The following is a 24,968-nucleotide window of genomic DNA, read 5'->3' as shown; positions in this document are numbered from 1 at the left end:
ATACCAATTATATTGTTAAAACATCTAAAAATTCAGCGTAATACATAAAGGTAATAATACTAAAAAGAATTATCACGTTAAAAAATAGAGAAAATACTGACATTTACCCGTTTAGATATTTACATATTTATCCTCACGGGTCATAATTTAATCGAGGATGGGAGGATAAATATGGTTCAGATTAAGATAACACCTGAAGAATTAGAACAAGTTGCAAAACGTGCAAATGATACAAAGCACATGTTAGAATCTATACATAAAAATTTACGCAATCAAATTGATAACATATGTTATCAATGGACAGGCGCATCTAATCAAAATTTCGTTCAAATGTTCAATAACGCAATACCTTGTGTGTTTACAGCTACCAATGCAATCTCACATATTGAAGAAGAATTAACAAGAATTGCTGAAAAGTTTCGCAATGCAGATAATCAAGATATAGCAGTGGTAGAGGGTGCAATGTGTGGTAAACTAGCAATGGAAGAGAAAGGTTTTGACGGAAATAAGCTGGCTAGAGATATAGCAGGAGAATTGACAGGTGAATATGATATTAGACGCGCTTGGGATGGAATTGATCCCTCTACTGGTGAAAAACTTTCCACTTGGGATAGAATATTTGCTGGAGGAATGGCGGTAGCTGGGCTCACACCTTTTGGAAAACTGGCTAAAGTCGGAAAAGGCGTGAAAATGACTACTAATGCGGTTGAAGCTGCTAAAAATGCTGATAGGGCAACTGAAGCTTCTAAGGCAACTAAGAGGATTACACAAGTTGAAGAGGAAATGATCACTTATAGGCGTGTCCAGGGTGGAACCCCTCCAAATGCAAGTAGAACTAGAATAAATATAGATGAAAATAGTAATGTAAAAATACCTAATAAAAAAGCTAATTTAAATGTAAGTACAGGTAATGATGAGCATGCAAAATATTTCTTAAATAAAAGAGGAAGTAATGCAGAGATAGTTGAATTTGATATACCTAAATCGTTAGATGATTTTATTAATGAAAATGCGATACCTCAAAAAGGGTATAAATCAAATCCACTAAACCAAGGAGGAACCGCCCCGAAAATAGTTGACCCAACAACGCCAGGAAATTCTTATGAATTGCCAGCACCTTGGATTGAATGGATAGAAGAATACGCCAAAAATGGCAAGGTTATAAAGTGATAATAAAAGGAGGATATTATGGTATTAGAACCACTTTATGCAGAAAATATTGTTGTAGCAGTGATATATAATGATGAATTAAAATGGTATGTAACAGATAAAGAATTATGGTTTTTAGATTATAATAAGTTAGATAATGCATATAAAAATTTAGGTATAAACATTGAAGGTACTGATGAAACTGAAGAAAGAAATGGAATAAAAGTATTAGATAATGAAAATGTAAAATCATTTTTACCAAGGATCAAAAAATATAACACAACTAAAGAAGAATTAAATTATTTATTACTTGAAAATATTAAAAGTAAAAATGAAGGAGCAGATTTATTAGATTTTAGTCCTGTGTTATTAATTAACTTTGATGATAAAATACTATATTCAATGTTTCCAGAACCAGCATCATATGAAGAATATGTACCGAAAGATTGGGATGGTAGATATGAAGATTTTACTGAATTTATACCTGAATCAGAGAAATATTGGATTGATGAGTCTAATACTAATCTATTTTCACTATAATTTAAACAGGATAAGGATGATAATAGTATGAGTAATAAAGATGTAGTAACTATATTAAATGAAGAATTTGAAAATGAGAAAACTGGTGAAAAGTTACAAGGGTTAACAATTATAGTTGATGGGAAGTTAAAACAAGTCATAGATATAATAATCGAAAAAAATGATAATTATAGTAATTATACTGAAGTAGTCAAAGATGCACTATTTGAGGGTTTAAATAATATCATTAATAAAATTAATAAATAATAAACGCTAGTTACAAAGCATTAAGTGTTAAATCTAAATATTGCGATAACTTGTAACGAAAATAAAACACAGATTTTTATCATAATTATTAATAACGAAGGCTACTGCCAATATAAAAGGCGTTAGTCTTCATTATTTTTTTAAAATGGAGGGAATACAAAATATAACGAATATCCCCTCAACTTCCAGCCCTGAAATTTTAAGTTTTGTGTGGGATTTACAATCGCTTACGAACACAAATCCAGAATATCTCCCCGTTCCTAAAGAAAAAAGCCGGTAGCTTGACCGACTATACCTTCAATTTGTTCTTCAGTAATTCCATTGTATCTTAACGTTATAGAATTTTGTAATTCCACTATAACGCTAAGATAACAAACTATTAACATGAATTTCTAGGTCATATGGATATCTTTATGACATTGTATACGTACAATCACGTACTAACAAGCATGCAAGAATTAGTTGCAGAAAAATTAAACGAGCTATTTAGCGGAAGTAATCCAAGTAATGACTCCTACTTATTCCCCAAGCACCTTCTCAATCTCAACCTCTAAATCTACCGGCTTCGTCTGCGGAGCAAAACGCCCTACTACTTTCCCATCTTTTCCGATTAAAAACTTCGTAAAATTCCATTTCACTGCTTTCATACCAAGTAAACCTGGTGCTTGTTCTGTCATGTATGTATATAGAGGGTGAGCCTTATCACCTTTCACATCAACCTTTGCAAACATCGGGAAGTTTACACCGTAGTTTAATTCACAAAAACTAGTAATGTCCGCTTCTGTACCTGGTTCTTGTCCCCCGAATTGGTTACAAGGAAATCCGAGTATTTCGAGTCCTTGGTCTTTATATTTATCATATACCTCTTGTAATCCTTTATATTGTGGTGTGAAACCACATTTGCTAGCTACATTGACAATAAGAAGTGCTTTTCCTTCGTAATCTTTTAACGATTTTTCTTCACCTGTAATTGTTTTAGCTGAAAAATCATAAACTGTCATTGTCTTTGCCCCTCTCTTCACTATCATTCTATGTTTATACTATACTACATTCGTGAATATACAGCTCTTATTACGTACTTATAAGTTGTAATGATAGCGCTTTATTTCTGTTCGGAAATTCGACACAAACTACTAGACTTTTATGATGGAAAGTTTTACAATTGAAATGTGAACAAAATGTGACAGTTTATATTCCATTATAAAAGAAAAGGATGGTGTTCATTATGAAAACTGCACAACATGAAACGATTTCAAATCGCGAGTTTTATTTCGTACTATATATGATGTTATTGTATGTTACTGGCTGGGTAATCGATGTAAATGGTTTATTCTTAAGCTCCTACTTTAATTTAGCAGGAGAGATTATGCTTCCATTAGTAGGCGGGATTGTTGGACTGTTCATTATGTCTATTAATAAACAACAAACGAAATAATAATATTACAAAAAGGCAGAAGACGAGCTTCGTTTTCTGCCTTTTTTCTATTTTAGCGTATAATAAAAACATGCAGTATATAAGGAGTGGTAACTATGAAAAAAGTAGAGCAATTATCTTCTCACCTATATCTTATTGATGATTTCGATTTACAGCATAATGAACGAACAGGTACGTACGTTTTATTAGGTGACGATATTACTTTAATTGAAACTTGTGCAGCCCCTTCTCTTCCGTATATTTTAGACGGCTTACAACAATTACATATTGATTTAAACGATGTTAAAAACATTATCGTTACACATGTGCATTTAGATCACGCTGGCGCAGCTGGTTTAATGATGGAAAAGTGCCCAAATGCTACGTTATATGTGCATTCTCGTGGTGCTCGTCATATGATTGATCCAACAAAACTTATTTTAGGTGCAAAAGCTGTCTACAAAGAAGATTTCGATAAACTCTTTGATCCAATTCTTCCAATTGAAGAAGAACGTGTTCATATTGTACAACATGGTGATACGTTAAAAATTGCAAAAGACCGCACCCTTACATTTTATGATACACCAGGACATGCGAAGCACCATATTAGCATTCACGATTCATTAACAAACGGGATTTTTACTGGCGATACAATTGGAATTTATTATAGAGAACTCGCAGACGTTGATGTAGAGTTATATCTACCATCAACGTCCCCTTCACAATTCCAACCAGATGCGATGATTACTTCTAAAAATCACATTCAAAGTATGAATGTAGATACTATTTATTTCGGTCATTACGGCGCATCCTCTCATGTTACAGAAGTATATAATCAACTGGAATATTGGCTACCTATTTTCGTTCATACTGGTAAGGAAGTCTTTGAAAAGTATAATGATTTCGATGAAGCAACTAAAGCTTTACAAACTTTGTTAATGGATAAAATCTCTTCTCATCTTACAAAGTTAAACGTTCCATCAGATCATTCCGTCTATAATATTTTACATCTAGATATAGAAATTAGCGCAATGGGCATTATTGATTATTTCACGAAGCAAGAAAAAGCAAACTCCACTATTAACTAACAGTAAAAGAAGAGATATACAACAGTAGTTATTGTATATCTCTTCTTTTTTCGAATATATTTTGAGTAAAGGATGGTGGAATATAATGCAAAAAGTGATGCTATACCTCTGCTTCACATTATTTATCGTCTTATTATTATTTGTAGGAGTAAAAATTCAATTTTATTTAGATACAGATGCACAAGTGAACTTTAACGTTTATCCAAGATTATTCTACTTTACACTCTTCCCTCTTATAGTTGGCATTTTATTACGATTCCTTCAATCTATTAATCGCGAAACGAGTAAACAAAACTGGAGCTTTCAACCGGATAAATTTATTGCTATTACAGTGCCTACACTATTCATTTCCTTTTCCCCAGCACTACTCTTTTCACCACTTGCCGAATACCTACCTTATTTAGTTAATATTATTCTAATAAATACAACTTTTGTTACGATTATTAGTTTAATAGCTGGTTATTCCCTTTTAGATTGTTTTATACAAAAGGATCATGCAACGATGAAAAAATATAATTGAATGCTCTATTTTCTTTTAATAAAGAAAGCTCAAAGCTAAAGCTTTGAGCTTTTTTACTTATCTCACCTTTTCATCTACATACTCCATAAACTGCTCCGCTTTAATAAATCTTTCTTTGTACGCCTCAGGTACTTCTTCTATTTTTATTGCACCAGTTGATTTTGTCTTCACTCGTACTATTTCATGTGTCATTAAAGCTTCCATATAGCGATCAAACTCTTCTTGCGTTAATACTTCTTTACTAGATTTATGACCATTTAATTTATCAAAGTATGGTTGAAGGCCCATACTTACCTTTTTCATTTCTTCTCTTTTTGCTGGTGATAATCCATCATAATCTATATTACCATTCGAATCTCCGTACGCAAGCTTTGCATTTGTTAATTTTTTTAGTTCTTTTGTAAACTCCTCATATTCCTTCGTGCCCATTTCATCTTTCGCTTCTGATAACTTTGCATTAAAACGCATATACGCTTCTAACGTCATCGCTCCGGCGTGTTTTTTTAAATTCTCAAAAGATCCGTATATACCATCCGCCATAATAGATTGATATGCAAAACCGGTCGTAGGGATTAAAAATGCTGCTGCAAGCACTCCGGCGATAAGACGTTTCTTCACCTTATTTCCCCCGCGATTCATTTTGATTTGAACAATTACTTTTTCTTTTAACTCTGGCGGGGCAACAATCCCCTTCGCTTCTTCTCGTATAGATTCTCTAACTCTACAATCTAAACTCATTTCACATTCCCTACCTCTCCTAAAAAGATTTCTTCTACTTGCTCTTTTTGACGTAGTTTCTTTAATGCCGCATGAATTCTAGACTTCACTGTACCAATTGGAATATGTAATATTTGTGCTACTTCTTCTTGTGAATATTCGTATAAGTATCTTAAGATAATAACTTGTTTCAATTTATACGGTAATTTATGAATGAGTTCGATTAGTTTTTGGTTTGATATTTTACTTACAACATCGTTAGAAAAATCAATTTGCACTGGCTTTCTTTGCTCTTCTGCTTTTTTCATAATTCGTAGTCGCATCCACCTCTTTCTTCTATAAGAATGAATTTGTTTAATCGCAAGCCCAATTAGCCAAGGGCGAAATGGTTTCTCGCTATCATATTTACGAAGCGATTCATATAGCTGTATGTATACTTCTTGAACGACATCATCTACATCCGTTTTATCTTCAATTAAAAAATGTGCTGTTTTATATACTTCTTGAATCGTTACATCATACAATTCGCTATACGCTTCTTTATTGCCTGATAAAGTTAATTGAATTAAATGTGCGTAATCTATTTCACCCTTCATATTCCAGCCCTCCTTTGTCTTACACTATATATTGGCAGGTAATTCATATTTCGTTCGATTTTTCCGAAAAAGTTTTTTATATAAATTAATATAATGATCCACTGAGTTCATAAGCTTCACTTATAACCACACATAACTATTATATAATTTTCCAATTTCTGATAAAGATTTAAAATAATTTATATAGTCAAATTTAGGAGGACATATAATGAAAGCTATCGTTGTAACGTCGTTCGGTGGTCCTGAAGTGATGAAATATACAGATTTTGATATACCGGCTATTTCAGAAGATCAAGTTTTAATTCGCGTAGTTGCTACTAGTGTAAATTTCGCTGATATTAAATCACGTTATGGCAAAAAAGGAAATAAAGCACTACCTTTTATTCCAGGAATAGATGCAACTGGTATTGTAGAACGCGTCGGTTCTCATGTGAAAAATATTCAACCTGGACAGCGTGTCATTGCTTTTCCTCAAAATGGATCTTACGCAGAGTACGTTGTTTCAAATGAAAATCTCACTTTCATTTTACCCCATGAAGTCGACTTTCAAACTGCAGCTGCTTGTCCGATCGTATCTTTCACAAGCTATAATTTACTCGCAAATGTTGCAAGGCTTCAACAAGGTGAATCTGTACTCATTCATGCGGCTGCTGGCGGGATTGGTACTACCGCGATTCAACTTGCAAAACGATTAGGGGCTGGAACAGTTATCGGTACTGTCGGAAGTGAAACGAAAAAAGAAATCGCTTTAGATGCTGGAGCTGATTATGTTATTTGTCATCAAGATGAAGATTTTGTAGAGAAAGTCAATGAGCTGACAAACGGAGAAGGAGTGAATATAATTTTGGACTCTATTTCTGGAACTGTCTCTGAAAGAAGTTTAAACTGCCTAGCTTATTACGGTCGCCTCGTTCATTTCGGTAATGCAAGCGGTAAAATTGGCAATTTCAAAACGAAAGATTTACACGCAAGTTGCCGCTCTATACTAGGCTTTAGCTTTGGCACTACACGGAAAAAACGCCCTGAACTACTCCAAGAAACGGCAAATGAAGTTTTCCGTTATTTGCGTGACGGAAGTTTGCAAATTAAAGCTACAAAATCTTTTCCCCTTCAAGATGCAGGGAAAGCACATGAATGGGTCGAAAGTAGAAAAAGTATAGGGAAAGTAATACTAACTGTTCAGTCTTCTTCCTGAAATGAATACTTGAAACAGAGGTGGCATTCATGGGATCACGAATTATGCATGTTATTATCGCTAACGGTATTGCTGAGAAACTATGTATTCAAGATAAAACTTCTTTCTTACTTGGAGGGGTAGCCCCTGATGCGGTTCATTCAGCAGAAGAAAAAGGAACTTCACACTTTTACGCTGGTACAACGAAGAACTATACGAGAAGAATAGATTATGATTCATTCTTTCATAAATACGAAGCACATATAGATTCCCCCTTTATTTTAGGCTATTATACCCACCTCATTGCCGATGATAATTGGCTAAGTGGCTTTTTTCTACCATGGCTAAAAAATAGAATAGAGAATGACGAAACTATCGCACCCCTGTACTATAACGATTTTAAACTGTTAAATGCAAAGTTGCTTCATCATTACGATCAAGAACAACAGCTCTTCTCTCTTCTCAATCAAGAGGCTCACATTGTGGATATTGAAGAGGTTTCTAAAGAAAACGTTTTAGCTTTTCGAAAGTATCTTTTTGAAGATATGTTGTATCCTGAGCAACATTTGCATGAAGTCTTACAGGTGTTTACGTTTAATCAAATTGTCGGTTACATTGAAACCGCTATTGAAAAAGGTGCATTTTTTATTAAACAACTCTCTCATGAAAAATCCACTTCAAAGATTTAATCCCCCTCAATATATTTGAGGGGGATTTTCACATAGCAATATTATTATTGGTTCTTCTCCATAACCGCAAAATAATTCCCTTCACTATCAGCAAAGTTAAACACTTTACCAGAAGGCATAGTTACCATTTCTCCAACAGTAACATTTTTATTTTTTAAACCTGCATATAATTGATCCAGATTTTCTGAGAAGAACATTAAGGACGGTGTACCAAGATTTAATTCTGGGCTCATTTTCGAAATAACTTCTTTATTATGTAATATAATGCTCGTTTCAGCACCGTTAGTTGGAGCAATTTCAATCCATCTCATTCCTTGCTTGTTATCTTCCTCTGCAACTACATGAAACCCTACCTTTTCCGTCCAAAAATTTACTGCCTCATCTTGATTATTTACATATAACATAATTTGTCCTACTTTATGAATCATTTGTATTCCTCCTATTGTTTTTTTACATTCTATGTAGCTTTCTACAGCTGGTATCGTTATTCCTTTTGAGTTGGTATGTACTTCTTTGCAAAATTTATCGACTGACTCATCCCATCCAGTTCGTCAAAATAATTGTTTCTTTCAATCATGTTATATCCGTCGAATCCAATTTCATCTAATACTTTGAAGAATATATCGAAATCCACTTCACCATTTCCTACTGCTACTTCTATATACTTACTTGAACTATTACTTTTCACTTCTTTACAATCTTTAATATGAGTTTGTACTATATAATCTTTTAATAGTAATAAACCTTCTAACGGATTTTCATTTACATCACTTATTAAATTTGCTGGGTCAAAGTTAACAGCTAGTCCTTTCGAGTTTGCATTTTCTAAAAATCGTTTTAATACTATTGCTTTTTCAGATCCTGTCTCAATAGCAAAGACTCCCCCAAATTTGAATGCTAATTCCCCTATCTCATAACAAACCCGTATCATTTTATCATAGCACTCACTTTTTTCATCATCTGGAACTTTCCCAATATGAGCTGTTATGATCTTTGCTCCCAGCTCCAAACCTCTGTCAGTAATATATTTAATCTGATTTATTGCACTGTCAACTTCTGTTCCTGTAATTCCATTTTCTCCAAAACTAATTGCTAATGATGGAATCTTTATTCCATTAAAAGATAAGCTTTTCTTTAAAGCAGTCCATTCTACCACTGGAATATTAGCTAAGTTGAAGTTTTTATTCATAGCATATAATTGAATATATTCTAAATCCCATTCCCTTGCTTTTTGTATTCCTTCGTTTACTTCAATATGTTTCGTATTCAAAAACATTCCTAATTTCCTATCCATATATGAACCTTCTTTTTATCATTTCGCATCAGTTTAATATTCGACTTTTCTTATATTACTTCCTTGTACAAACTAAATGAGAAATGATTCACCCTTATCGATATTTCTTATAAGATAGATACATTTAAATTCCCTTTGTTATTCAATTACAAACAAAAAGACGTAACTACAAATAGTTACGCCTTCCCCATTATTTATCTAGGCTTTTTCTTCCCAGTAAATGCTGGTTTCTTTTTCTTAGGTGCTGGTGGCTTCGATTCTACAAATGTTCCTTTGAACATTTCTTGCTTCGTAAATACGATGCCTAGTTTTTTCGCAAATTGTAGTAATTTGCGCTCTTCTTGTGGAGTTACAAGAGATACGACAGTTCCTTCTTTACCCATACGTCCAGTACGTCCTGAGCGGTGAATGTATTGGTCTACTGTGTCTGGTAATTCTAAGTGAATTACATGTGTTAAATCGTCAATATCGATTCCACGTGCTGCAATATCAGTAGCAAGTAGGATTTCTAATTTTCCACCGCGGAAAGCACGCATCGTTGCTTCACGCTCTTGTTTACTTGCTTCTGCATGAAGAGCCGCTGCTTTCATTTTACGGAATTTCAATTTCTGAGTAATTTCATCTAAACGGAATGGATCGTTTAAGAAAGCAACTGCTTTTACATCGCCCATATGCATAATTCTTCTTACGTAATCATTTTTTTCGCGTCGCTCACAAATGATATACGTATGCTCAACTAAGCTTTTTGATTCTGCACGTGTTACACGTACTAATTGTGGTTCAACTGCTAAATCACGTGCCGCATCTTCTGCCGCTTTTGTCATTGTCGCCGAGAAGAATACTAATTGACGATCGCGCATCGTTGATTTAATTACATCTTGCACTGCGCCCATCATTTTTTGCTTTACAATTTGATCAAACTCATCAAATACAATTGTTTTTACTTCATGCATTTTTAGCTTTTTCATACGAATTAATTCTAAAATACGGCCTGGTGAACCGACAATTACTCTTGGGTGTTTCTTTAATTTTTCAACTTGGCGCTTAATATCTGCACCACCAATTAAAGATGCACCTGAAATTTCAGTTCCTGCTGTAAATTTTTGAACCTCTTCATGAATTTGCATTACAAGTTCACGCGTTGGAGCTAAAATAACAACTTGTGGCTGTTTTACTTCAGGACTAATTTTATGTAAAAGGGGTAATAAGTACGCTAATGTTTTTCCTGTTCCAGTTGGAGATTCAGCTATAACGTCTTGTCCTTCTAAAATAGTTGGAATCGCTTGTTTTTGAATTTCAGTTAATTCTTTAAAACCAGCCTTCTCCCAAGCTTCTTGTAAAAATGGTTGCATATCTTTTATCATTTGTTTTTCTCCTTTATCTCTATTTTTGAAGAAAATGCTGTATTGTTCGCACCGTTTCTATCATGTGTGAAATAACAGCTATTAAATCATCAACATGGTCTTCTGTAATCGCTTTTTGAAATAGAACCTCTACCTTATTATGATATGAAATCGCTTGCTTATTATATTCGTATGAAACTTTCTGCATAATCATTCTTTCTTTTCCCCATATAGAACGCATTAAAGTTTCAATTTCTTCGCATCCTACTTCTGGTTGTTCTAACGGGAATGAAAATGCTAGCTTCATTTCACAACCTGGTGTAAACTGAGGCACTTCTAGTATTTCACCAGACAAGTTCTTTGCATCCACAGATAATGAAAATGTTGCTTCTACTAATGGTTCGAACGGTTCTGTTAATTGAAATGAGATATGATATATACGACTTAATGAGGCAAGGTCCATCATATCTTTTCGATCTATTACAAGAATATCTCCATGTAGATCAAAATCATACACAGCACCTTCTACGATTACTTTTAAATTGTCAAAAGCAGTTGGATCAAACATAATTTCCTCCAAAAAACAGGCGCCTTTCGATGGAAAGGCGCCACTTGATGTATATATAGTTTACAGATAAACGAGATGAATTACAACCTTTTAGAATAAACCTACTGCTTTTCCATGTTCATTTACATCCATTTGAAGTGCTGCTGGTTGTTTTGGAAGACCTGGCATTGTTAACATTGTACCTGTTAACGCAACGATAAAGCCTGCACCGATAGATGGTTTTAACTCACGAATTGTAACGATAAAGTCAGATGGACGACCTAATTTTGTTGCATCGTCAGAAAGAGAGTATTGTGTTTTCGCCATACAAACTGGTAGGTTACTCCAACCTTCTCCTTCATATTGAGCTAATTGCTTACGTGCTTTCGGAGCAAATTCAATATCTTTTGCGCCATACACTTTTTGAGCAATTGTACGAATTTTTTCTTCTAATGGTAATTCTAATTCATAAAGTGGTGCGTAGTTGTTTTCACCTTTTTCGATTTCTTTTAGTACTTTTTCAGCAAGGTCAACTCCGCCTTGGCCACCCTTCTCCCAAACTTCTGTTAAGGATACTGCATAGCCACGCTCATTACACCACTCTTGTAAGTATGTAACTTCTGCATCTGTATCTGTAATGAATTTATTAATTGCAATTACGAAAGGCACACCAAAGCTTTGAATTGTTTCAACATGCTTCTGTAAGTTTTCCATACCTTTTGCTAATGCATCTACATTTTCTTCTTTTAATTGATCTTTTGCTACGCCACCATGCATTTTAAGCGCACGAATCGTCGCAACAATAACAACTGCTTCTGGTTTAATGCCAGCTGCACGAGCTTTAATATCTAAAAACTTCTCAGCGCCTAAATCAGCACCAAATCCAGCTTCTGTAATAACATAATCACCTAATTTTGCTGCCATTGTCGTAGCGATAACACTGTTACAACCGTGAGCAATATTCGCAAATGGTCCGCCATGAATAATAGCTGGTGTATTTTCTAATGTTTGTACTAAGTTTGGTTTTAATGCGTCTTTTAATAATAGCGTTAACGCACCTTCTACACCTAAATCTTTAACCGTTACAGGTTGATTTGCAAAGTTATAAGCAACTACGATGCGAGATAGACGCGCTTTTAAGTCTTGAATATCTGTTGCAAGGCAGAATACAGCCATAATTTCAGATGCTACTGTAATGTCAAAACCGTCTTCACGTGGTACACCTTGTACAGGTCCACCAAGACCAATTACTACGTTACGAAGGGCACGATCATTTAAGTCAACACAGCGTTTCCAAACAATTTTACGCGTATCAATTCCAAGTGTGTTCCCTTGTTGGATATGATTATCAATAAACGCTGCTAATGCGTTATTAGCAGTTGTGATCGCATGGATATCTCCAGTAAAGTGAAGGTTAATGTCTTCCATTGGTACGACTTGTGAAAAACCGCCACCTGCTGCTCCACCTTTTAATCCCATCGTCGGTCCAAGAGATGGTTCACGAAGTGCAATTACTGTTTTCTTACCAATTTTGTTAAAAGCTTGACCTAAACCAACTGTTACTGTTGATTTACCTTCTCCAGCTGGAGTTGGGTTAATTGCTGTTACTAAAACAACTTTACCGTCTTTCTCATCTTGTAAGCGCTTAAAAATATCAAGAGATAACTTACCTTTATAATGCCCGTATGGCTCTAATTCATCTTCTAAAATATTTAAATCAGCTGCAATTTCTTGAATCTTCTTCATACTCGCTTCTTGTGCGATTTCAATATCGGATTTCACTGTTGTAGTAGTTGTCATATACCCTAGTCCCCCTTTAATTGGTTCTGATGATATTGTATCAGTTTTTTGTATTTTCTGCACTTATTTACCTCCTAAAAATTCTTTCATTTCTTTATACGTTTTTTAACATAAATACCCATAAGAATGTTAACGATTGTTGTAACTCTGTAGGTAGTTGACCTAACATCTTCTCATTTACTCCGCGCTTATATACGCCGATGCCATCTATAACTTTAAAACCTTGTTCTTTCGCTAACTGTTCAAATTCCCAAGGCATCATCGTATTACAAACAACGTCTTTTCCATACAAGCGAGGATAACTGTTCTCTCGTGGCTTTGCTGTCGGTCCTAAAATTGCAATACATGCATATCCATCTTTCTTTAACACACGCTTTATTTCATTTAATGCTCGTAATGGCTCTTCCGTCCATTCTAAAGAATTAATTGCCATAATTGATTCAAATTGCTCATTTTCAAATGGTAATGCAGAAAGATCTCCTTTTATAAAAGATAAATTTGGTCCTTCTCCGCGCTCCTTACCTTTTTGAATCATCACTTCCGATAAATCTACTCCCACTGCTTTATAGCCTGCGCTACTTAATTTATATGTACCGTACCCATCACCACAACCAACATCGAGCACTTGTGCTTCTTTCTTTACGTATTGTTCAAAAAACGGAATAATTGTGCTCCTACTCCCGCTATCCCACATTTCCTGACTATTTTTATTCCAAAACTCCGCACTACTATCCCATTTCTTCTCTGCTGATTCATGCCAATTAAATGTTGTCATACATTCCCCTACCTTCACGTATTATCATTCATTTCATTCTACATCATTTTCCAAAATTCCTGTTTTATCCCGCTTGCAGTAAGACACCTACCTCAAAATTCAATGGATGCGGACCAGTTAATGGGAGAGAACTGCTCATAAAAATCCAATTGTTGCTAGCTGATAATCAGTCGTGATGGAAAAAATCCCGCACTTTATCTTCAATAGGAAATGGATATGTTAACGATGGAATACGTATTCTCCATTTTTTGCTTTACTTGGGTTTAACTCATACTCATGCTCTTCTCATTTTGAAAGATACTATAGATACACCCAATTGAAAGAGAGGGATGTACATGCGAAGAAAGAGAAATCATCATTTTAAAAGTGGTGAAAAAAACGAAGAGTATGCTGCTGAAATATCACCAGCTGGCATTCCAATTAGACATAAGCGTAAAGAAATTGCAAATGAGATAGAAGGTACAAATACCGGCGCAATGGTAGGCTATGTCGCTTTATTTCTTTCGTTATTCTCCATTGCTTTTTATCCAGTTACGCTCGGCTCCCTAGCAATTTTAGTTGGCCTATTAGCTGTCAATTTCGGAGCAAGAACACTTGGATATACAGCAATTGGTTTTGGTAGTTTTTCTGTTTTATTTACTTTACTTTATCCGCTTGCTTTGTCAGCGTTTTAAAAAAACACACCAAGTTATACTTGGTGTGTTCATTCATGATACAACATAATATGACCGCATCCACAACAATGTTTCGCTGTAATTTCTTGAAACACTGGATAATTTTCTTCATCCCTATGCTCAATAAATACTTTTTCAAACCGATACATGTTTGGTGCATATGCCCAATCTTGTTTCGTACGTGCATATAATGTTGAGGAAAAAAACTCCTCACCACCGCAAACGATACATGTGTTCTTCATCGCTATCCCTCCTATGCTTGTCTTACTTCATCTATATGAACATAAGCATAAAAAAAAGACCTTCTATTACTAGAAAGTCTTCTCTGAAACAAAAAGAAATGTACCAAACATTCCTACTCCGCTATATTCTTTTGAAACACCAGCTTCTGTTTTAAATGTTTGCTTTACAGTCATAAAGAATACACCATTTCGTGCATCTGTACTTTCAAATTGTAGTTTTTCTTTTTTACCATCTACATTTTGCGTGCATTCAAAACTACTCTCATTACAATTCAACGCATACTTATCCTCTACATACACTTTAAAATCTGATTCTTTCGGACAAGTTATAAGTAATATTGCCACGAGAATAATACTTACAATACCCACAATTGTATAATATTTCTTCATTTGTACTCCTTTCAAATGACAAGAAAACTTGACTTCATGCGCCAAGTTTTCTTAGTCAACAACCCATTGCCACTCTTGTTCTTTCTTATCAAAAATGAGCCAACCTGTTTCTGTTGCTTCCTCTTTCAATTCATCGATATTATCTAGCACCTCATCCGTACTTTCATACGAACCAACTACATATACCGGAATTTCAAGACCTCTTCTTGACTCAATCTTCCCTGCTAGATCTATGTAAAGACCATCTTCCATTAGTGGAATAAGTCCCATAATCAATTCTTTTGAAATTGCTGGGAAAATTTTTGATTTTTGAAAGAAAGAAAAACGTTTCTTACCGAAAGCACCGAGTTTATACGGAATGACTTTACTTAACATTCCTACAAAATCGGCAATTCTACGATAATACACTTTGTTGTACCATCCGTCATCATGTGAAAAATAAACAAATCTATTTTTCAGTAACGGAAAGAATGTTCTTGCAAGTGGTTCTTTTTTGTGAGCCAAATATAATAATTCTGCAATTTCTTTCGGCTCTAATTCATCTAAATCGCTTGCATCATCAAAATCTACCCAACAAAATTCATCAAATTCATCAATCTCTGCTTGAATTAACTTATGTATATTTTCTTCCTCAACATATTCAAATAAAGTATGATAATGAAAATCCGTCCATTCAAAGTTGTGCTTCAAAAGCAACACTTGATGAAGCGGTGAAGGGATGTTACTCGCAAACTCTTTAAACGTAATTCCTGATGTAATAAAACAATGACCTCGACGATTACCATTAATATATATCATATTCTTTACTTGGTCAGATCCTCCAGACAAAGCACCTAGCCACCTTCGTTTTATATGTTTCAATTCTATAGCATATTTTAACATGAAAAATTTTAGAAACATAGAAAAAACTTCAAAAACTATTTACAATTTCATGTGTTTTATTACATAGTGATTACAAGAAAAAACGCCTGCTCATAAGCAGGCGTTTTTAAAGGATTTCATCAGGGTTTTGAGGATGATGATTTCCCTCTTTCTTTTCTTCTTTTTGGAACATCGATTGAATTTTATCAATTGTTTGTGGAGCTAATTCAATCATTTTTTCTGCTAAATGTGTCGCATTTTGTAAATGAAGAATATTTACTCCATCTTTATTCACCACAAGAAATGCTACTGGTGTAATCGAAACACCACCCGCGCTACCGCCACCAAATGCAGGGTTACCGTTCGCTCTTTGTCCATCATTCGTTTGGAAATCAGAACCTCCTGCTCCAAAACCGAACGCCACTTTAGAAACCGTTAACACCACACCACCGTCAGCCGTTTGAACAGGCTCTCCAACAATCGTATTTACATCAACCATTTCTTTTAAATTTTCCATTGCCGCTTTCATTAACCCTTGAATTGGATGATCCACCGTTCATAACCTCCTTTGTCATATCTTTCCTAGTTTTTCCGAAAGTTTGTGAACTAAACATAAAATTTTATATTGATTTCAAAAAATTCAAGTTGTAATATTTAGAAAAATAAAAAAAGAGGTCGATTCGTTATGATGCGAAAATTAACAAAGAAAGAACATGAACAAGTATTCGCTTACCTAAAAGAAGAAGCAGCCCTTAACTTGTTTATTATTGGAGACATTGAAGCTTTCGGTTATGACACAGATTTTCAAGAATTATGGGGAGTATTTAAAGAGAATGGAACATTAAAATCAATTTTGCTCCGCTTTCATGAGGCATTTATACCCTATAGTAAAGAAGAATTTGTTACCACTGATTATGAGGCACTTCTTTCCAGATATAAGCCGCTTAAACTCTCTGGTAAGTCAACTATTGTAGAAAAGTTTGAAACTGCTCCAAGTCTACAATTAGGCGTCAAAAATGAAATGTATTTTTGTGAATGTCTAAATGACAACAACTTACCTAGCACACCAATTCATGAAACAATTAAACTTGCCTCACTCGATGATATAGGACGAATTATGAAATTACGAAGTGACATTGCTGAATTTCCGACTACTAATGAATCAGAGAAAATATTAAGGCAGGCTATCGAAACGAATACAGGACGCACATATTATATTGAAAAAGACGGTGCTATTATTGCATCCGCCTCTACTTCCGCTGAAAATTCATTATCCGCTATGGTAGTTGGCGTATGTACACATCCGAATTATCGCGGAAGCGGATACGCTTCGCTCATATTACAAAAAATGATTCAAGACTTTACGAATGAAGGCCGAACGCTTTGTTTGTTTTATAACAATCCAGCTGCTGGACGTATTTACAAACGATTAGGGTTTAAAGATATTGGGATGTGGACGATGTATCGATAATTAAAAGCCGATTTAAAATCGGCTTTTATACATACTGTGCTATTCCAGCTTCAAAGGCTTTCTTATCATTATTTAGTACACCAAATAATGCTTCTTGAAGAGCAAATGTACTTTTGTAAAAATACATTCGTTCCCTTACTGCTTCTAAATTAGGATAATGTGCTGCAAATAGTTGTAAAAACTCTCCTCCATAACTAGCTAATATACCTGCAAAATCATAAGCAGGATCTCCAATGCTCGCACCACCAAAATCTATGACCCCTGAAATATCCTTTTTTGTTGCACTATATAAGATGTTTGTCATGCCAAAATCCCCATGAACAAGACTCGATGTAAAATTAAAATGGCTCTCTTCATTTAAATACGTTTCAAAAGATAATGAAACTTCTCTTTTTGCCTCTTCTCTCATGTATGGATAAACATAATCTTTTAATTGACTATATAAACTATTTGTTTCTGCATATATATCAGCACTATCATTTTGCATAATACCTTCAAATGTGGATAACGGAATTTCATGCAATTCTTTAAAAATCCCGCCAATGTGCACGCAAGTTTCTGTAATTGCTTTTCATCATTTATTCCCGTAAAAGTATTTTTCCAAAACGGTTCCCCTTCAATCATTTCATATCCTGCAAATACTTTTCCTAGCACTTCATCTTGCAATCTTTGATAACTTGGATCAGGAATTTGGATCGTAATAAATGGTCGTATTTTCTCCAGTAACTTTGTTTCTACTCGAAGTTTTTGAATACCTTTTTCATATTTCGGAAAACGAAATACTATATTATCATTTATAATTAAAACATCATTATTTTGGCCAATTTCATTTACATGTGCCGATTTTATTTGTAGTTCAGGATACACACTTTGTAAATACGCTACATACTCATTTTCTTTTCTCATGCTTTCGCGCTTCCCTCATTCAGACTATTATACTCACTTCAAAGTCATAATTAACTGCCTTTCAACAAACCCAAACTCTTCGTACATCTCTTTTGCAAAATTCCCAGCAAATACATTCAACCTAATTTCTGAATATTTCTCCTTTAATTCCTTAATACCAGCTTCCATCAGTTCTCGCGATAATCCTCTCCCGCGATATTCTGGGAAAACGTACAATTCATATATAAATCCAAGTTTTTCACGAGAAAAATAGTCTGTATTTTCCCCTATTAATATCCATCCCATTACTTTATTTGCTTCTTTAATGATTAAATAATATGCTCCTTTTTCTACAATCGGCTTTGTAATTTCAATCGCTTTCTCGGTACTTAATTGACAATCCCCTCTCGTCCCTTCAAAAAGCGATTGAGCCGCATATTTTAATATTTCATTGGTATCTTCTTGATTCGCCTTAATTATCATTTTTCACAACTCCCCTTGAATAATAGGCATTACTATCGCTTGTTCAAGATTCTCTGCTTCCATAACAATTGCTGTTAATCCGTGTTCTGTACTTGTTTCATGGAGCTCTCCCTTCTCCCAAAACACAGCTTGTCCCGCCTCTATCTTTATCTTTTCTTTATTTACCCCACATACATACCCTTCTCCATTAACAATAAGAAGCAGCTGTGATACAACTGCTTCATGATTACCGATGATTCCATTCTCGTGTAAATGCATAGCACAGATATGTACATTCCCTTGGTGGTTTACTATTTTTGACATTATGAAATTAGATTGAAATACTGATATACGCTTTCCCGCTTTTTCACTAAAATCAAAAATCTTCACTTCTAGTCCTCCTTATATGTATAAAACCATCCTTACTGTCTGCATCAAATGTCCTTCAAAGTCTTCTTCAAATTGCTCTAATTCAGCAAAACCTTTCGCTTCATAAAAGCGTTTTCCTTTTTCATTTGCTGCTTCTACATGTATGTACAATTTCCGTATCCCATTTAATGCCTTAATCCCTCTTTGTAATAAAGCACTTCCTATCCCTTTCCCTTGCTGACCTGGTAACAAATAAATCGCACCTAATTCTGCTTCATTTTGTAGTCTAACAGGTGAAAAGTTCGCAAATCCTATTACTTCACCCTCTTCTTCCGCAACGAATAAATGTGTATTTTTAAGGCGGTATTTCATTTTTTCATCAGAATATGCCTCGTCTAAAAAACTGTCTTGAATTTCTCTCGGAATAATGCCTTCATATGTATCATGCCAAGCTATTTTTGCTACTGATTGTACAGCGTGAATGTCTTCTTGCTTCATTTCTCTAATTATATATGTCATCTCGATGTCTCCATTCTCTTTAAATTACATTCTGCTAATATACTAGAAAAAACGGCAGAACCATTTTCATAATTCACCTTAATTAATTTTAACTTTTCAATCGAGGCTGTTGTAACATCAAAATTCTCATATATATACTCCATCGCACTTAAAAACTGAGTTGAATTCAAATGATTCGCAATCGTACAATGCGGAACCCATTTTCCCGGTACGTAATATGGATTTGGATTGTCATGAAAATTTTTAAAATAATCATGATAAGAATGATGAAGTTTTAACAATTCATCGGTAACAGTCGGAGCTAGAAAAATCGTACCGTTAGTAGGAAAAGTTCCAACAGAAGGAAAAGTGACTGCAGACATACTTTCTTGAATAGCTACAAATTCCTTTAATTTTTCAATATACAAATTAACATCTAACTCATTATAATCCGCAATCGTTATATGAGGTTCTACTCCAGCTAATTGATTTGTTCCAATTACATTCGTTAATTCATTTTGCAATTCTGTAATTTTATTAGTAAACACACGATCAAATGTAGCAATAATAGCGTACAATCTTTCTCACCCCTTCGTTACACATAGTGCTTCCCATTCTTCACGAATCATTCCCATTCGAATAGAATCATAGTATGTTCCGTTATAATAACGACACTTTCGCATTCTACCTTCTAAGCTCATTCCTATTTTCTCTGCTACTTTCATCATTCGTTCATTGCCAGACCAAGTCGTGATTCCTACTCTACCAATCTCCATTTTTTCAAATAGCAAATCTCTATATAATGTCAATGTTTCTGTACCGTATCCACCATTCCAGTATGTTGGGTCATAAATCACAAGCCCCATCTCTAACCAACGCGTCGGTTTATATTCCCAATAAAACCCGACTGTCCCAATGATTTGACCGTTATTTTCTATAATTAAATTTGACAGTGGTTCTTCTTTCAAACGAGTTTGCATCTTCTCTTTATAGGAAGAGTATTCTTGCATTGAGAACGGGAAATATGGCGCATCCCATTTCTTCCATTCTGGGCTTTCTTCTTTAAATATGATATTCCATAATGTTTCTATATCCGATTCTTCTATTGTACGAATTGTAACTTTCTTCCCCTTTAATACAACGTTTTGCATAATTCCCTCCTGCATTCACCTTTATTTCATATATAATTATAATATTTTTTCAGAAAAATCAAAACTAATATCATATATTATATTGTATAATTTTGTTATAAGATACCAATTATTGATTTAGAAAGCTGGTGATTCAATGAATAATCAATTTAGTATTGCTTTATTTCTCACTATTATTACGACAAATATTATTCTATATTTCTTCTTACCATCAAATATTGTTACGAAATGGGACTTCAATGGAACGCCTACATCAACAATGGATAAAAGCACTTTTGTAATCGTAAATATAATTATATGTTCCTTCTTATTCTTTGTATTTTTAGCTTTATCTAAAGCAGCGAGTAACCAGAAATTTCTCCATTGGATCGGCAACACAATGTTACTATTCTTATTTTTTGTCGATATTGTCATTGCCCTCATCGCTCTTGGCTTTTCACTTCCTCTTGATCATTTCATATTTTTAGCATTAGGGCTTTTATTTATATTAATAGGTTATTTCAGTTCCAAAATTGATACGACTAAATCAACCGTTTCATTAGAATGGAATGATAAGCACCTCGAAAAAAGAGCTTCAAATATTAGTAGTATTTCAATGATGATAGCAGGGATTTTTTTAGCGATACTTCCTTTTAGCGTTTCTGCTCCCTATAGAGGTTATGGCATACTAGCAATTCTTTTAGGAATGACGCTTATCATTCTACCGAGTACGATTTATTTACTTATTAAAGACAGCAGGCAGTCCACTAATTTAAAAGGTTAATTGAAGTACGAAGGCGCAAAATAGGCAATAAAAAATAGGAGGTTACATCCCTCCTATTTCAGCTCAAGCAAAATGCCTTTCTCTATCCACCCCTCTACACCATCTTTTTTAATTAAATCATATCCTGAACAACTACCATCAATGAGAGAAACGATATCTCCTTTTCTAACGCTTATTTGCGCACAAGAAATATCAGTTTTCACTGTATATTCACCTGACTCAAGTTGTTTTATGTATTCATTTTTTACAGTGAGTAATTTATTTGTTTCCTTTTGCTTACATATTGTGTAATCTTGCATCTTCTCGATAGGCTCTATGTAATAATACGGATATGTCACTCCGCCCTGCATTTCTGAATTCGCATTAAAATCCGCTATTACTTCGTACCCTGGAAAATAGTCTACATATGTATAAGAAAACGTATCGCCCGTTTGTTTCCTCTGAATGATAAATGCATTTAATTGTCCTGCTTCTTTAATTGCATTTCCTCCATCAATTGCAATAATTTTTTTCTCCTTATCAATAACTGGATTGTTAGACGGTGCTTCTTCAGAATAGTTTACGACAGGCCAATGACCAACTATTACATACTTATTTGCTTTATGTGATTTATTAAAAAACTCTGGCATTGCTATCGCATTTTTGCGCTCTGTTTCTTTCCAATCTACTCTATCTTCTAGCCCGGCATGCACAAAAATATAATCTTCTGTTTCAATCGCTGTTGGCAACTCCGTTAGCCAATATAGTTCTTGTGAAAATTCACTTAGCAATGCTTCTCTCACTTCACGAATTGAAGTGCCTTCATGAACTGAAAAATCCAATTGCTCTAGCCATTCATTAAAAATCGAATGCTTTTTCGTACATAAATAATTAATAAGACGAGGATTTGCATTTAGAAGAGCATCAACTAAAACTTCACAATTTCCTTCAACAACGTGAACCTTTGAATTGTTCTTTACAAGATTCATAACGTAGTTTACTACACCTACGCTATCTCGTCCTTTCTCGCAAAGATCTCCATTAATAATTAAATAATCTTCATCTTTAAAGTTAACTTTATGTAGTGCTTCTTTTAAAAGATTTAATTCTCCATGAATATCAGATATGACGATAACTCTAGCATCATTAGGGATTGATAGTTTCTTTATTTTCTTCAAGTATAAGCGCTCCAATCATTCTCTTTATTAAATTAAAACAATTCGACAAAATACACTATATAACCTTTTCAAATACATATACCATAACTTACAACCTATTTACCGTTCAATAATAACTTAATAAATAAGAAGAGGCTGTTCCCAACTTTTGCGGGACAGCTTCTTCTTATTATTTATAATTCTTTATGAAAAGAATAACTCACCTTATCATACCCTTCTCTTTCATAAAAACGATGCGCATCAATTCTTGCAAATGCTGATGTGAGGACGATAGATTCACATCCGTTTTCCTTTCCCCAGTTCTCTATATACGAAAGTAATACATTTCCATGTCCTTTTGAACGATGTGTGTCTGCTGTTACAAGGTCATATACGAAAACGTGCTTCTTATTATAAAAGTTCGTACAAATCGCTACACCTGCAAGGCTAACAACTTCATCCTCCTCATTACGCAGCGAAAATAATTTATAATTTTCTTCTTTCATATTTCGAAATAAAGAGCTTGTTTCCTCTTTTGAAAGTTTCGTTCTTAATTGCTGTAAAACAGGTAATACTTCATGTAATTGCTCTTCCGTTACTACTTCTTTAACATTCATTTTTAACTCTCCCCAACTATTTATTTAATTTTCTAAATGTTATATCATTATTATAGAAAGTAACTGCCCTTTACTTAAGTGACAGTTTAAGTATTTTTTATAAGGACAGTTTTAAAGGAGAGTTTTATATGGATTTTACTATCCCATTGCAATTACAAAGTAACACACCTATTTACTTGCAAATTTACGAATATATTAAAGCTGAAATTATACAAGGGACTATTTCTGTCGGCACACGTCTACCCTCACACAGAAATTTAGCATCACAACTTAATATTAGCCGCATTACTGTTGAATCAGCTTATCAACAATTATTAGCTGAAGGTTATGTAGAAAGTAAACCGAAACGGGGTATTTTTGTAGCAAATTTAGATATTGACGTTATCCCAAATAAAAAACGAAATGCAGCAATGAAGACGAGCAATTTAATAGACGAAAAATTCGAATATGATTGTAGCCAAGGGCTTATTGATCAAAATACATTTCCGATTACAAATTGGAAACGAGCATTACAAGAATCCATTCTTAAATACGAAAATGCACTATTTGCCAAAGAAGACCCTCAAGGTGAATTCGCTCTTCGAGAGCATATATCAACATATTTATATCATTCTCGCGGTGTACATTCTTCACCTGATCAAATTGTGATCGGTGCCGGAACGCAGCCACTTCTCTGGCTACTACTTCAACTGCTTGGCCCTACAAAAGAATACGGCATTGAAAACCCTGGATTTCACCGTATACACGCAATCATTAAAAGCTGTGATAGACAAATTCATCCCATACCATTGGATGAAAAAGGTATTGATATTTCTAGCTTATATAATACAAATGCCAATGTCGCATACGTTACACCATCACATCAATTTCCACTCGGGATTATTATGCCTTTATCTAGAAGATTAGAATTGTTAAAGTGGGCTACTGATTGCAGCGGATACATTATTGAAGATGACTATGACGGTGAGTTTCGCTACGCTGGTAAGCCGATTCCTTCTTTGCAAAGTCTTGATTCAAATGAACGCGTTATTTATATGGGGACTTTCTCAAAATCTTTTTTACCTTCTTTACGAATGGGATATGTTGTTTTACCACCACATCTTTTAAAAACATATCAAGAACTGCATGGAATTTTTAAACAAACAGTCGCTACAATACAACAACTTGCTTTTGCTAACTTTATACAAAGCGGGAATTGGGAACGTCATCTTAACCGGAGTCGTACACTATATAAAAGAAAACATCATGCGTTAGTAAAATCCATTATGAAAGAAATGGGGGCTAATGTTCAAATTCTTGGCGAACAGTCCGGACTTCATATTGTTTTATGTGTCCATAACAGTATGAATGAAAACGAACTGATTGAATCCGCTAAAAAACAAAGCGTTAAATTATACCCGCTTTCTCCATATGATTTCGTGAATGATTTACGTAAGGAATCATACGTATTACTCGGTTTTGGTAGCATTCCAGAAAATAAAATTGAAACGTTGGCTATATTATTGAAAAACGCTTGGTTCCCTAGTTGCAAGGAAACTTGTTAACAGTGGGTTTAAC

Annotated in this window: 32 protein-coding genes and 1 pseudogene; 12 read left to right on the top strand and 21 right to left on the bottom strand. The window is 34.3% G+C overall.

Going from position 1 to position 24,968, the window contains the following annotated elements:
- Nucleotides 1-171 precede the first annotated feature (171 nt).
- From ACTJJY_RS21155 to ACTJJY_RS21145, 3 genes are read left to right on the top strand one after another with little or no spacing between them, the layout of a single operon-like run.
- On the top strand, nt 172-1,170 hold the full coding sequence (locus tag ACTJJY_RS21155) for a WXG100 family type VII secretion target (RefSeq protein ID WP_440606450.1): 999 nt from the start codon (nt 172-174) through the stop codon (nt 1,168-1,170).
- An 18-nt stretch (nt 1,171-1,188) separates the two neighbouring features.
- Entirely contained in the window at nt 1,189-1,689 is a 501-nt protein-coding gene (locus ACTJJY_RS21150; protein WP_377822369.1) for a hypothetical protein, read from the top strand.
- 27 nt (nt 1,690-1,716) lie between these two features.
- A complete protein-coding gene (locus tag ACTJJY_RS21145; RefSeq protein WP_377822367.1) occupies nt 1,717-1,935 on the top strand; it encodes a hypothetical protein in 219 nt (72 codons plus the stop codon).
- A gap of 518 nt (nt 1,936-2,453) precedes the next feature.
- On the opposite strand, the gene bsaA is transcribed toward ACTJJY_RS21145, so the two are convergent.
- Complete coding sequence (gene bsaA, locus ACTJJY_RS21140; RefSeq protein ID WP_000219434.1) at nt 2,454-2,936, bottom strand: glutathione peroxidase; 483 nt, start codon at nt 2,934-2,936, stop codon at nt 2,454-2,456.
- A gap of 224 nt (nt 2,937-3,160) precedes the next feature.
- On the opposite strand from bsaA, the gene ACTJJY_RS21135 reads away from it, so the two are divergent.
- The 3 genes from ACTJJY_RS21135 to ACTJJY_RS21125 all read left to right on the top strand — a co-directional run bounded on the left by ACTJJY_RS21135 (nt 3,161) and on the right by ACTJJY_RS21125 (nt 4,957).
- Entirely contained in the window at nt 3,161-3,370 is a 210-nt protein-coding gene (locus ACTJJY_RS21135) for a DUF3925 domain-containing protein (RefSeq protein ID WP_000844984.1), read from the top strand.
- 95 nt (nt 3,371-3,465) lie between these two features.
- Complete coding sequence (locus tag ACTJJY_RS21130; protein WP_000754965.1) at nt 3,466-4,437, top strand: MBL fold metallo-hydrolase; 972 nt, start codon at nt 3,466-3,468, stop codon at nt 4,435-4,437.
- An 85-nt stretch (nt 4,438-4,522) separates the two neighbouring features.
- Nucleotides 4,523-4,957: a hypothetical protein gene (locus ACTJJY_RS21125; RefSeq protein ID WP_025688285.1), complete on the top strand. Its 435-nt coding sequence runs from the start codon at nt 4,523-4,525 to the stop codon at nt 4,955-4,957.
- Nucleotides 4,958-5,014: 57 nt separating this feature from the next.
- Here the strand turns inward: ACTJJY_RS21125 and ACTJJY_RS21120 are convergent, their stop codons facing one another.
- Nucleotides 5,015-5,695, bottom strand: coding sequence for a DUF3600 domain-containing protein (locus tag ACTJJY_RS21120; RefSeq protein ID WP_016124506.1), 681 nt, complete (start codon nt 5,693-5,695; stop codon nt 5,015-5,017).
- Nucleotides 5,692-6,270 carry a sigma-70 family RNA polymerase sigma factor gene (locus tag ACTJJY_RS21115; protein ID WP_440606449.1) on the bottom strand — a complete coding sequence of 193 codons (579 nt, stop codon included), beginning with the start codon at nt 6,268-6,270 and terminating at the stop codon, nt 5,692-5,694. Before ACTJJY_RS21115 ends, ACTJJY_RS21120 begins: the two co-directional genes overlap by 4 nt.
- A 208-nt stretch (nt 6,271-6,478) precedes the next feature.
- Between ACTJJY_RS21115 and ACTJJY_RS21110 the strand changes: the two genes are divergently transcribed.
- The gene (locus ACTJJY_RS21110) at nt 6,479-7,465 is read left to right on the top strand and encodes a quinone oxidoreductase family protein (RefSeq protein ID WP_440606448.1); all 987 of its coding nucleotides are present in this window, start codon (nt 6,479-6,481) and stop codon (nt 7,463-7,465) included.
- A 29-nt stretch (nt 7,466-7,494) separates the two neighbouring features.
- Entirely contained in the window at nt 7,495-8,133 is a 639-nt protein-coding gene (locus tag ACTJJY_RS21105) for a hydrolase (protein ID WP_440606447.1), read from the top strand.
- Nucleotides 8,134-8,177: 44 nt separating this feature from the next.
- Here the strand turns inward: ACTJJY_RS21105 and ACTJJY_RS21100 are convergent, their stop codons facing one another.
- The 6 genes from ACTJJY_RS21100 to ACTJJY_RS21075 all read right to left on the bottom strand — a co-directional run bounded on the left by ACTJJY_RS21100 (nt 8,178) and on the right by ACTJJY_RS21075 (nt 13,892).
- Nucleotides 8,178-8,561 carry a VOC family protein gene (locus ACTJJY_RS21100; protein WP_000581475.1) on the bottom strand — a complete coding sequence of 128 codons (384 nt, stop codon included), beginning with the start codon at nt 8,559-8,561 and terminating at the stop codon, nt 8,178-8,180.
- A 56-nt stretch (nt 8,562-8,617) separates the two neighbouring features.
- On the bottom strand, nt 8,618-9,427 hold the full coding sequence (locus ACTJJY_RS21095) for a sugar phosphate isomerase/epimerase family protein (RefSeq protein ID WP_141493315.1): 810 nt from the start codon (nt 9,425-9,427) through the stop codon (nt 8,618-8,620).
- A gap of 194 nt (nt 9,428-9,621) precedes the next feature.
- Complete coding sequence (locus ACTJJY_RS21090) at nt 9,622-10,791, bottom strand: DEAD/DEAH box helicase (protein ID WP_088020749.1); 1,170 nt, start codon at nt 10,789-10,791, stop codon at nt 9,622-9,624.
- A gap of 19 nt (nt 10,792-10,810) precedes the next feature.
- Nucleotides 10,811-11,338: a hypothetical protein gene (locus ACTJJY_RS21085; RefSeq protein WP_440606446.1), complete on the bottom strand. Its 528-nt coding sequence runs from the start codon at nt 11,336-11,338 to the stop codon at nt 10,811-10,813.
- A gap of 90 nt (nt 11,339-11,428) precedes the next feature.
- Entirely contained in the window at nt 11,429-13,117 is a 1,689-nt protein-coding gene (locus ACTJJY_RS21080; protein ID WP_440606488.1) for a formate--tetrahydrofolate ligase, read from the bottom strand.
- A gap of 94 nt (nt 13,118-13,211) precedes the next feature.
- Entirely contained in the window at nt 13,212-13,892 is a 681-nt protein-coding gene (locus ACTJJY_RS21075; RefSeq protein WP_000206577.1) for a class I SAM-dependent methyltransferase, read from the bottom strand.
- Between the two features lie 335 nt (nt 13,893-14,227).
- On the opposite strand from ACTJJY_RS21075, the gene ACTJJY_RS21070 reads away from it, so the two are divergent.
- Nucleotides 14,228-14,566, top strand: a complete 339-nt coding sequence (locus tag ACTJJY_RS21070) for a hypothetical protein (protein ID WP_001253201.1) — start codon at nt 14,228-14,230, stop codon at nt 14,564-14,566.
- 29 nt (nt 14,567-14,595) lie between these two features.
- Here ACTJJY_RS21070 and ACTJJY_RS21065 read toward each other — a convergent pair whose 3' ends face one another.
- The 4 genes from ACTJJY_RS21065 to ytfJ all read right to left on the bottom strand — a co-directional run bounded on the left by ACTJJY_RS21065 (nt 14,596) and on the right by ytfJ (nt 16,612).
- Entirely contained in the window at nt 14,596-14,808 is a 213-nt protein-coding gene (locus ACTJJY_RS21065; protein ID WP_000798747.1) for a hypothetical protein, read from the bottom strand.
- Between the two features lie 69 nt (nt 14,809-14,877).
- Nucleotides 14,878-15,198 (bottom strand): hypothetical protein, encoded by a 321-nt coding sequence (locus ACTJJY_RS21060; RefSeq protein ID WP_000761184.1) that lies wholly within the window; start codon nt 15,196-15,198, stop codon nt 14,878-14,880.
- Nucleotides 15,199-15,249: 51 nt separating this feature from the next.
- Nucleotides 15,250-16,026, bottom strand: coding sequence for an oxalate:formate antiporter (locus ACTJJY_RS21055; RefSeq protein ID WP_000014087.1), 777 nt, complete (start codon nt 16,024-16,026; stop codon nt 15,250-15,252).
- 160 nt (nt 16,027-16,186) lie between these two features.
- A complete protein-coding gene (gene ytfJ / locus ACTJJY_RS21050) occupies nt 16,187-16,612 on the bottom strand; it encodes a GerW family sporulation protein (protein WP_000349991.1) in 426 nt (141 codons plus the stop codon).
- 132 nt (nt 16,613-16,744) lie between these two features.
- On the opposite strand from ytfJ, the gene ACTJJY_RS21045 reads away from it, so the two are divergent.
- Nucleotides 16,745-17,530 (top strand): GNAT family N-acetyltransferase, encoded by a 786-nt coding sequence (locus tag ACTJJY_RS21045; RefSeq protein WP_440606445.1) that lies wholly within the window; start codon nt 16,745-16,747, stop codon nt 17,528-17,530.
- A gap of 25 nt (nt 17,531-17,555) precedes the next feature.
- On the opposite strand, the pseudogene ACTJJY_RS21040 reads toward ACTJJY_RS21045, so the two are convergent.
- The 6 genes and pseudogenes from ACTJJY_RS21040 to ACTJJY_RS21015 all read right to left on the bottom strand — a co-directional run bounded on the left by ACTJJY_RS21040 (nt 17,556) and on the right by ACTJJY_RS21015 (nt 20,895).
- A pseudogene (locus tag ACTJJY_RS21040) lies at nt 17,556-18,436 on the bottom strand (phosphotransferase family protein).
- 33 nt (nt 18,437-18,469) lie between these two features.
- Entirely contained in the window at nt 18,470-18,898 is a 429-nt protein-coding gene (locus tag ACTJJY_RS21035) for a GNAT family N-acetyltransferase (RefSeq protein WP_440606444.1), read from the bottom strand.
- 3 nt (nt 18,899-18,901) lie between these two features.
- Nucleotides 18,902-19,267, bottom strand: a complete 366-nt coding sequence (locus ACTJJY_RS21030) for a cupin (protein WP_440606443.1) — start codon at nt 19,265-19,267, stop codon at nt 18,902-18,904.
- 12 nt (nt 19,268-19,279) lie between these two features.
- A complete protein-coding gene (locus ACTJJY_RS21025; protein WP_440606442.1) occupies nt 19,280-19,765 on the bottom strand; it encodes an N-acetyltransferase family protein in 486 nt (161 codons plus the stop codon).
- A complete protein-coding gene (locus tag ACTJJY_RS21020; protein ID WP_440606441.1) occupies nt 19,762-20,322 on the bottom strand; it encodes a 2'-5' RNA ligase family protein in 561 nt (186 codons plus the stop codon). The genes ACTJJY_RS21025 and ACTJJY_RS21020 overlap by 4 nt, the downstream gene beginning before the upstream one ends.
- Before the next feature lie 6 nt (nt 20,323-20,328).
- Nucleotides 20,329-20,895 carry a GNAT family N-acetyltransferase gene (locus ACTJJY_RS21015; protein WP_098355777.1) on the bottom strand — a complete coding sequence of 189 codons (567 nt, stop codon included), beginning with the start codon at nt 20,893-20,895 and terminating at the stop codon, nt 20,329-20,331.
- A gap of 136 nt (nt 20,896-21,031) precedes the next feature.
- Here ACTJJY_RS21015 and ACTJJY_RS21010 point away from each other — a divergent pair, with 136 nt between their 5' ends.
- Nucleotides 21,032-21,658: a DUF1648 domain-containing protein gene (locus tag ACTJJY_RS21010; RefSeq protein ID WP_053564673.1), complete on the top strand. Its 627-nt coding sequence runs from the start codon at nt 21,032-21,034 to the stop codon at nt 21,656-21,658.
- A gap of 53 nt (nt 21,659-21,711) precedes the next feature.
- Here the strand turns inward: ACTJJY_RS21010 and ACTJJY_RS21005 are convergent, their stop codons facing one another.
- On the bottom strand, nt 21,712-22,815 hold the full coding sequence (locus tag ACTJJY_RS21005) for a metallophosphoesterase (protein ID WP_327947442.1): 1,104 nt from the start codon (nt 22,813-22,815) through the stop codon (nt 21,712-21,714).
- Between the two features lie 173 nt (nt 22,816-22,988).
- Nucleotides 22,989-23,411 (bottom strand): GNAT family N-acetyltransferase, encoded by a 423-nt coding sequence (locus ACTJJY_RS21000; RefSeq protein ID WP_001101121.1) that lies wholly within the window; start codon nt 23,409-23,411, stop codon nt 22,989-22,991.
- 128 nt (nt 23,412-23,539) lie between these two features.
- Here ACTJJY_RS21000 and pdxR point away from each other — a divergent pair, with 128 nt between their 5' ends.
- The gene (gene pdxR / locus ACTJJY_RS20995) at nt 23,540-24,955 is read left to right on the top strand and encodes a MocR-like pyridoxine biosynthesis transcription factor PdxR (RefSeq protein WP_440606440.1); all 1,416 of its coding nucleotides are present in this window, start codon (nt 23,540-23,542) and stop codon (nt 24,953-24,955) included.
- The last annotated feature ends 13 nt before the right edge of the window (nt 24,956-24,968 follow it).

The sequence above is a fragment of the Bacillus sp. 22475 genome (assembly GCF_052044835.1).
Classification (GTDB): domain Bacteria; phylum Bacillota; class Bacilli; order Bacillales; family Bacillaceae_G; genus Bacillus_A; species Bacillus_A cereus.
Note: the sequence above shows the minus strand (reverse complement) of the source record. Positions and strands in the feature narration are given on the sequence as shown.